Source organism: Rhizobium sp. CFBP 13644 (genome assembly GCF_014842165.1).
Lineage (GTDB): Bacteria > Pseudomonadota > Alphaproteobacteria > Rhizobiales > Rhizobiaceae > Agrobacterium > Agrobacterium tumefaciens_C.
This window is the reverse complement of the sequence record NZ_JACYVF010000021.1, coordinates 1-7996: the sequence shown is the minus strand read 5'-3', so window position 1 is coordinate 7996 and position 7996 is coordinate 1. Positions and strand designations below refer to the sequence as shown.

The window sequence follows — 7996 nt, the reverse complement described above, 5'->3', positions numbered from 1 at the left end:
TTGAGCTGAACTCTCATACTGGGGGGAGTATGTCAACATACTGCTGGCAGTATGCCGGTGATAGCGAGCATACATGGGGTTAAATACACGTGGTGAGTATGAGACCGCGGATGCGCACAGCGTTGGTCTATCTCGGGATGTTATTAATTCCGGCCCTTGCATCGTGGCTTGCCAAAACGGACCGAGCGTACGCGGAAATCATAATGGTCGACGCAGTCGGTCGCCCGGTCAAGCTTGCCGCGTCCGCCAAACGCATCGTCACGAACGAAAGCTTGTTGTTGGTGACCTTGGCACTGCTCGACGATAACCCGGTTAGCAGACTTGCCGGCTGTACGATGTGCCCGCCTCGTTGATACTGGACGAGGCAGATAATAGACACTGCCACGGCTGAAGCCGAGAAGCTTGGCCTGGCGTACGACGGATAGTTTATGCTGGCGGTCGATCATTTCTTTCCGCCCAGCAATCCCGCCTTGCCGAGCGCACCGGATAAATAATCGTTCTCCAGTGTCAGTTCGCCAATCTTGGCGTGAAGCGTTTTGATGTCCACAGTTGGGCCCGCCGGCTCCGTCTTCGCTTCATCGCCGGAAACGCCTGTCGCCCCCTCAAGGAGCTGACCTTTCCACTGTTTGATCTGGTTGGCATGCACGTCGAACTGCTGGGACAATTCCACCAGCGTCTGCTCGCCCCGGATGGCGGCGAGCGCCACTTTTGCCTTGAAAGCCGGGCTGTGGTTCCGGCGCGGTCGTCTCGTCATGGTATCTCCTGTTCCCGGCATCTAAGCCGAAGTCAGGCAGAAATTCTACTTATCCCCGCTGTTTAATTTCCCGAACCAGTTCTCAGCGTACTTTTGTCTTTTAGGAGATCGAGACCGGCATTGCGGCGATCAGGGCCGCCTCCCGCCCACAAACTCAAGGCCATCGCAGCAATTTCTCACAAGGCTTTATCAGCAATTTACGGACACGTAATTTCGGGTTGCAGGGCGCAGCCAAGGCGTGGTGAAACCAACACAATGCATTTGTAAAACCATCCAAAATTCGGATATAGATCACTAAACCGATTGGGATGGTGCAATGAGTTCAAAATTTTTGGTAATCGATCCTCGGAAGGATCTCGCAGCCCTCAAAGGGATTTTTTCGATACACCGTATCCAGTTGCTCCAAGCTATTTCGGACCGCCCAGGCATAAATGTAAATGATCTGGCGGAGACTGCGAAACTTCCTCAGTCCTCAGTCTCTTCACACCTCAAGGTGTTGGAAAACGCGGGTCTTGTCAAAACTGAGTCGCGCCGCGCAAAGAGAGGCAATCAAAAAGTTTGCTACGCGGTCTATGATGAGCTGATTGTCACGCTTCATCCAACTCCTGAAGCTATAACCGACGACTTTATCGAAGTATCGATGCCTCTGGGACTTTATACGAACAATGCCGTGACCGCGCCATGTGGAATCTGCTCGACAGACGGTATCATTGGGTTGTTGGACGTGCCGGACACCTATGTTGATCCAGAGCGAATGAAAACCAGTCTGCTATGGTTTACTAGCGGATTCGTTGAATACCAGTTCCCCAATAACGCCATGCTGCGCGGGGAACAGGTAGAATCCATTGATGTCGTCATGGAAGTGAGTTCGGAAGTGCCCGGGACCATGGCCGACTGGCCTTCGGATATAGTGCTGTCAATCAACGGAATTGAGCTTGGTGTCTGGACGTCTCCAGGAGATTTTGGTGACCGTCGTGGCACTTACACGCCAGCCTGGTGGAAACTGAAGGGCTCCCAGTATGGAATGCTAAAGACCTGGTCCGTGGGTCCGGGTGGGACATTCGTCGATGGCCACAAGATCTCCGGAATAAAGGCAAGCGATCTCGGCTTAGATGAACGGCGGTCGATACGACTGCGCGTCGAAGTCAAGGCCGACGGCAAACATCCAGGCGGGATCAACATTTTTGGCCGGGGCTTCGGAAACTATGATCAGGACATCCTGTTGCGTTTGCGAACGAAGAAAAGCTAACGGGACCTATGGCCGATTTAGGCTGAGCGTGCGCCGCAGCACACAAGCCCCATTGACAATTCGATCGCCTCAGCCGATGTATATCTGAAATTACGATCTATATCGTATAATGTGATTGCTTTGGAGGAGGTATCCATGAAGGCTCGTATCGCGGTCCATCGCGACTTCAAGATCAGTGACATCGATGAGAGGCTTTACTCGGCGTTCATCGAACACATGGGTCGCGCGATCTATAGTGGCATCTACGAACCGGGTCACCCAGAAGCCGATGCTCAGGGTTTTCGAAAAGATGTTTTGAAATTCGTCCAGGATTTGAAGATTCCTGCAATTCGCTACCCCGGCGGAAATTTCGTATCCGCGTATCGCTGGGAGGACGGTATTGGTCCGCGTGAAGATCGCCCTGTTCGCCTTGATCTCGCTTGGCGTTCGAAGGAATCAAACCAGATCGGCATCAATGAATTCGCTGACTGGTCCGAGAAGGCTGGCATCGAGATGATGTTGGCGGTCAATCTCGGCTCGCGTGGCCTTGAGGATGCGCGAAATTTTCTGGAATATGTGAACTTCCCAAGCGATACAGCATGGAGCGACCTGCGCCGATCGCACGGACGAAACGAGGGATACGATGTCAAGATGTGGTGTCTCGGCAACGAGATGGATGGCCCTTGGCAGATCGGTCACAAGGTCGCGACCGAATACGGTCGCCTTGCCAATGAAACGGCCAAAGCGTTCAAGGGCTTCGATCCTACCATCGAGGCGATTGTCTGCGGCAGTTCAAACGACGAGATGGCGACTTATCCCGAATGGGAGCGCGAGGTTCTCGAGGAGTGCTACGAGAACGTCGATTACATCTCGCTGCATAAATATTTTGGCAATTCCAGCAAAGACACACTCAACTACTTCGGTAAGGTCGTCGAGACGGGGCGATACATCCAGACGATCGCAGGTACGATTGACTATGTTAAAGCGAAAAAGCGCGCCAAGAACGACGTTCATATATGCTTTGACGAATGGAATGTCTGGTATCACATCCGGGAAGACGACAGACGCCGTTGGAAGAGCTGGGACTGGCCAGAGGCGCCGGAGTTGCTCGAGGAGACTTATAATTTCGAGGATGCTCTGTTCGTCGCTGGCCTTTTGAACGAGTTCATCCGCCGCTCCGACCGCGTGCGCATCGCCTGCATTGCCCAACTCGTCAACGTGATCGCACCAATCAGGGCCGAGCGTAATGGTCCCGCCTGGCGTCAGACCATCTATCATCCCTACCGTTTTGCATCAATCTTTGGAAGGGGAGAGGCTCTCAACGTTGCGGTCGATGCGCCTACCTATGACTGCCATGTCGCCGACGACGTGCCCTATATTGACGTTGCAGCCGTGCGTAACCGCGATGAAGGCATGTTGACGCTTTTCGTTGTCAACAGGCACCTGACAGAGCATGCAGACCTTGACGTCAGCCTTACAGGGTTTGCGGCTGCCACCTTGGTGGAGCACCATGCGATGGAGGGCCATGACCTGAACGACACGAATGGTCCTGATCGTCCTGATCACGTGGCACCGAAGTCCGGGTCCGGGGTTGGCGTCGAAGATGGAAATCTGAAGGGCTCGATCGCGCCACTTTCCTATCACGTGTTCCGTCTTAACATCGCTTGAGGAGGCGGCAATGGGTATCAGTCTTCAAAATGTCAGTAAGCGGTTTGGCACAGTTGGAATCATCAATGATGTGAGTATGGAGATACCCACCGGGGCTTTCGCGGTTTTCGTTGGACCGTCCGGTTGCGGAAAGTCGACACTGCTGCGGATGATTGCTGGACTGGAGGACACGACGTCTGGCTCGATCTCCATAGAGGGTCGCGACGTCACGGATGTTGAACCTGCCAAGCGAGAAGTCGCTATGGTGTTCCAGTCCTACGCATTGTATCCGCACCTCACGGTATACGAGAATATGGCTTTCTCGCTGAAACTCAAAAAGACCTCGAAGTCGGAAATCGACGAGATGGTCAATGAGGCGGCACGTATCCTTCATCTCGAAGACCATCTGAAAAAGCGGCCGTCGGAACTTTCGGGTGGCCAGCGTCAGCGTGTGGCTATTGGCCGTGCAATCGTCCGCAAGCCCAAAGTCTTCCTGTTTGATGAGCCGCTCTCGAACCTTGATGCGGAACTACGTGTACAAATGCGACTGGAACTCGCCAAGCTTCATAAGCAGATCGGTGCGACGATGATATACGTCACCCATGATCAGGTGGAAGCGATGACGCTTGCGGATCGTATTTTCGTGCTCAAGGGCGGTGTCGTCCAGCAGACCGGCAAACCTCTGGAACTTTATGATAATCCCAATAACCATTTCGTTGGAGGTTTTATCGGATCACCCGCGATGAATTTTCTCCCGGGCCGGGTTCTTGGCAGACAGGGTGAGACGATACGCATCGGTCTGGAAGGGATCAGCAACGAGGTTCTGGCGAAGGTGTCCAGCAACATCGCTGATGGTACCGCCGTCAAGATCGGGCTACGTCCCGAACATCTTCGGCCTATTGAAGGCGGTTTTGCGGTGACGGTCGAGATGGAAGAAGACCTCGGCGGCGTATCCTATCTGCATACTCGTTTGAGCGATGGACGCGCAGTCGTTGTGGAAACGCGAGGACGGGCGGAACGGCTTGATGGTGACCTGTCGCTGACGCTTGGCGCGGATCCGGGTGATGTCCTTGTGTTTACGGAAGACGGTCAGCGCATGCGCTGACCCATTTTGGACTTTGTTATAAACCGCCACCGACGGGAGATGTGTGGCTTATCTGGATGGAGGAATTTTCATGCGCATTAAAAGACTATTGGCAGCCGCAGCTATGTCGCTGATGGCGATCCCCGCACTGGCTCAAGAGAATATCACCTGGTGGGACTTTCTCGCCGGTGGCGATGGCGCTCGAATGAAGGCATTGATCGCACGGTTCAATGAGGAACATCCCGATATCAAGATTACGAGCACGACGCTCGAATGGGGTATTCCGTTCTATACCAAGGTGCGTACTGCAGTGGCGGTAGGGCAGGGGCCTGACGTGATGACGTATGCCTTGTCACGCCTTCCGCTGGGCCTGACCGAAGGTGTGCTTGGCGAGATTACAGATGAAGATCTGAAAAACGCCGACGTCACGAAGGAAAGCTTTTTCCCGGCATCGATAAAGGCTGCAAGCTCGGAGGATGGCAAGCTCTTCGCCGTACCATTCGATATTCATTCTATTGTGCTTTACTACAACAAGTCCTTTCTTGAAGGATCGAGGTTTCTTGGCGCTGACGGTAAGCTGACCGCAATCAACAACCTTTCGGATTTCGAGGAAGCTCTCGCCTACGCAAAGGAAAAGGGCGCTACGGCTCCAGTCACCTACCCGACGGCCACCGCCGCAGGTACCTATCGCGTCTTCTACACATTGCTGCGTCAACAGGGTGGCGAGTTGATCTCCGGAAAAGAAGTTCTGGCAGGTGACAACCTTGAGAAAGCCGCCAAGGCGATTGAAGTCATGACCAATTGGCGAAACAAGGGTTGGCAACCTGAACAGGCTGAGTCCAAGGCCGCAGTCGCCTTGTTCACTTCCGGGAAATCCGCCTTCATGCTGGGCGGCGTCTGGGAAGTGCCGACAATGATCGATCTCGAGAAGAAGGGTTCGCTGGGATATTCGTGGGGTGCAGTGCAGGTTCCCAACCTTATGGGGACGCAGACAACGTGGGCGGACTCGCATGCCTTCGCAATTCCCGCCAACAACACGATGTCGCCGAAAAAGCGCAAAGCTGTCATGACTGTGATCGGCTGGATGGAGAAGAATTCGCTCTCATGGGCAAGTGCAGGCCATATCCCCGCCTTCAAGAATGTGATCGAGAGCGACGACTTCAAGAAGATGGAGCCGAACGCTACCTATTCCTCCCTCGCAAATTCAGCGTCGTATGATCCGCGTTCGCCGATCGCTGGTGTTGCATCGCCTGTCTATGATGCGTCGGTCAACGTCATCGCGCCAGCAATCCACGGATATGCGGAACCCATGCAGGCCGCTGAGCAAGTGAAACAGGATCTACAGGATCGCTTGAAGTAACAAACGCAAGCCGCGCGTTCGCGCGCGGCTGTTCCTGAAATGGTGAGGGTTTCGTCTTGGCTATGCTGACAAACAGGCGCAAGGAGATGGTGGTAGCCGCCTCGCTGGTTGCGCCATTCGTTTTAACTTTCGTATTGGTTTTTCTTTACCCGACGATAAGGCTCGTGATGCTGAGCTTGACGGATGCGCCGCTGATCGGTCCCGGACAATGGGTCGGGTTCGAAAACTTCAAACGGCTACTCTCAGACAAGCTTTTTCTGACGTCACTGAAGAACAATGGCTACTTCATTTTGCTGACGGTTGTGCCAACCACAGCGCTTGCCATGACCATAGCCCTGCTTGTGACACGTTTGAAGGGCCCCCTCCAGTCTCTTGCGTTGGCGATCTTCTTCCTGCCCTATATCCTGCCGGTGTCCGTGGTAACACAGATATGGATGTGGATGCTCGACTTCCAGTTCGGGGTTCTTCAGCCAGTCTTCACCTTTTTCACGGGCAAGCCCGTTCCGGTTTTTAAAAATCCCTATTGGGTCATGCCGACGGTCGCCGCTGTCACGATCTGGTGGACCAACGGTTTCAATGTCCTTCTTTTCATTGCCGGACTGCGCAACATTCCCAGGGATTATTATGAGGCGGCGTCACTGGATGGTGCAACGCGTATGCAGTTATTTACCAAAATCACATGGCCGCTTTTATGGCCTGTAACCGGATTGGTTTTGACGCTTCAGTTGATCCTGCAGCTAAAGATATTCGACCAGATCTATCTTCTCAGCAGTGGCGGGCCATTCAACTCGTCCTATGTTTTGCTCTTGATGGTTTACCGTGAAGCATTTCAGCTCAATCATGGTGGCTACGCTTCCGCCATTGCACTGGTTCTATTTGCGCTCATCGCGACTTTTTCAGTGCTGCAGTATCAACTCGTGCGTATAGGAGGACGTCGATGAGATCTTTAAGACGAGTCGAAAACTGGGTTCTCACACTCGGCACATTTCTAGCGGCCTCTCTTTGGATATTTCCGCTCTACTGGGCATTCATAACCTCCATCCGCTCTGAGGAACGGGTGGTTTCGAGCGAAGCTGGCATCATTCCCGACGAATTCAATCTTGCCTCCTATATCGACATCCTGTGGAATACCAATATCGTCACCTGGTACATAAACTCGATTGGGACGGCTGTGATCATCACGATGACGGTGATCGTCTCCGGCATGATGTGCGCTTATGCCATTTCTCAGTTGCGCTTTCCCGGACGACGAATTCTCTATGGTGTGGTCCTCGCCAGCTTCATGGTCCCGTCACAGGCGCTCGTGGTAACGCAATTTATCCTGATGAACGATCTTGGCCTCATAAACACGTGGGCTGGCATCATTTTGCCACAACTCGTCGTGCCAGTGGTGATCATCGTTTACAAGCAGTTCTTCGATGCGGTGCCGAAAGAGATGCGCGAAGCGGTTGTGCTGGATGGCGGCGGCGACTACACTCTGCTTTTCAAGATCTATCTGCCGCTTAACTGGGGCATTACCACTGCACTGGCCATCATCACATTCATAATGGCCTGGAACCAGTTTCTCTGGCCGTTCCTGGCTGTGACGAGTGAGGATATGATGACAATCCCCGTGGGGATCACCCAAGTCAATGATGCTTTCGGCGTGTTCTATGCTCGCCTAATGTCGGTTGCGCTGCTTGGTGCAATGCCGGTGGCAGTCGCCTACTTGATCTTTCAGAAGAAAGTGACAGAAGCGGTAATGATTTCGTCTGGCGTGAAGGGGTAACGTTTTAATCTTTGTGTGCGCGGAAGTAGTAACTTTGAGGCGGTTTGACTTCACGATAAGACTGGTCTCGGCTTTTGCAGTTCTGGCTATCCTTATCGTGTCCCAAGGTCTTCTTAACAGACACATCGCCACAGAGGCAGAACAGCAGGTCGTTC

At 53.3% G+C, this 7996-nt stretch carries 7 protein-coding genes and 1 pseudogene; 7 read left to right on the top strand and 1 reads right to left on the bottom strand.

Annotation, left to right across the window (positions count from 1 at the left end):
- Positions 1–203 precede the first annotated feature (203 nt).
- Positions 204–353: a hypothetical protein gene (locus tag IFT53_RS23405; protein ID WP_192068431.1), complete on the top strand. Its 150-nt coding sequence runs from the start codon at positions 204–206 to the stop codon at positions 351–353.
- Here the strand turns inward: IFT53_RS23405 and IFT53_RS23400 are convergent.
- Positions 351–754, bottom strand: a pseudogene (locus IFT53_RS23400) (transposase); the annotation flags it as partial. The gene IFT53_RS23405 and the pseudogene IFT53_RS23400 overlap by 3 nt on opposite strands.
- A 316-nt stretch (positions 755–1070) precedes the next feature.
- On the opposite strand from IFT53_RS23400, the gene IFT53_RS23395 reads away from it, so the two are divergent.
- From IFT53_RS23395 to IFT53_RS23370, 6 genes are all read left to right on the top strand, one after another.
- Positions 1071–2003 (top strand): ArsR/SmtB family transcription factor, encoded by a 933-nt coding sequence (locus IFT53_RS23395; RefSeq protein ID WP_192068428.1) that lies wholly within the window; start codon positions 1071–1073, stop codon positions 2001–2003.
- A 135-nt stretch (positions 2004–2138) separates the two neighbouring features.
- Positions 2139–3650: an arabinosylfuranosidase ArfA gene (arfA, locus tag IFT53_RS23390; protein WP_192068426.1), complete on the top strand. Its 1512-nt coding sequence runs from the start codon at positions 2139–2141 to the stop codon at positions 3648–3650.
- Positions 3651–3660: 10 nt separating this feature from the next.
- Positions 3661–4734 (top strand): ABC transporter ATP-binding protein, encoded by a 1074-nt coding sequence (locus IFT53_RS23385; protein WP_192068425.1) that lies wholly within the window; start codon positions 3661–3663, stop codon positions 4732–4734.
- A 70-nt stretch (positions 4735–4804) separates the two neighbouring features.
- Positions 4805–6073, top strand: coding sequence for an extracellular solute-binding protein (locus IFT53_RS23380; protein WP_192068423.1), 1269 nt, complete (start codon positions 4805–4807; stop codon positions 6071–6073).
- Between the two features lie 62 nt (positions 6074–6135).
- Positions 6136–7014 (top strand): carbohydrate ABC transporter permease, encoded by an 879-nt coding sequence (locus tag IFT53_RS23375; RefSeq protein WP_192068430.1) that lies wholly within the window; start codon positions 6136–6138, stop codon positions 7012–7014.
- On the top strand, positions 7011–7841 hold the full coding sequence (locus IFT53_RS23370) for a carbohydrate ABC transporter permease (RefSeq protein ID WP_192068421.1): 831 nt from the start codon (positions 7011–7013) through the stop codon (positions 7839–7841). The genes IFT53_RS23375 and IFT53_RS23370 overlap by 4 nt, the downstream gene beginning before the upstream one ends.
- Positions 7842–7996 lie beyond the last annotated feature (155 nt).

What these genes read in the sequence shown, in the direction of transcription:
- IFT53_RS23385 (WP_192068425.1), top strand. Translation starts at nt 3,661, where the DNA reads ATGGGTATCAGTCTTCAAAATGTCAGTAAGCGGTTTGGCACAGTTGGA.
- IFT53_RS23395 (WP_192068428.1), top strand. Translation starts at nt 1,071, where the DNA reads ATGAGTTCAAAATTTTTGGTAATCGATCCTCGGAAGGATCTCGCAGCC.
- IFT53_RS23380 (WP_192068423.1), top strand. Translation starts at nt 4,805, where the DNA reads ATGCGCATTAAAAGACTATTGGCAGCCGCAGCTATGTCGCTGATGGCG.
- IFT53_RS23370 (WP_192068421.1), top strand. Translation starts at nt 7,011, where the DNA reads ATGAGATCTTTAAGACGAGTCGAAAACTGGGTTCTCACACTCGGCACA.
- arfA (WP_192068426.1), top strand. Translation starts at nt 2,139, where the DNA reads ATGAAGGCTCGTATCGCGGTCCATCGCGACTTCAAGATCAGTGACATC.
- IFT53_RS23405 (WP_192068431.1), top strand. Translation starts at nt 204, where the DNA reads ATGGTCGACGCAGTCGGTCGCCCGGTCAAGCTTGCCGCGTCCGCCAAA.
- IFT53_RS23375 (WP_192068430.1), top strand. Translation starts at nt 6,136, where the DNA reads ATGCTGACAAACAGGCGCAAGGAGATGGTGGTAGCCGCCTCGCTGGTT.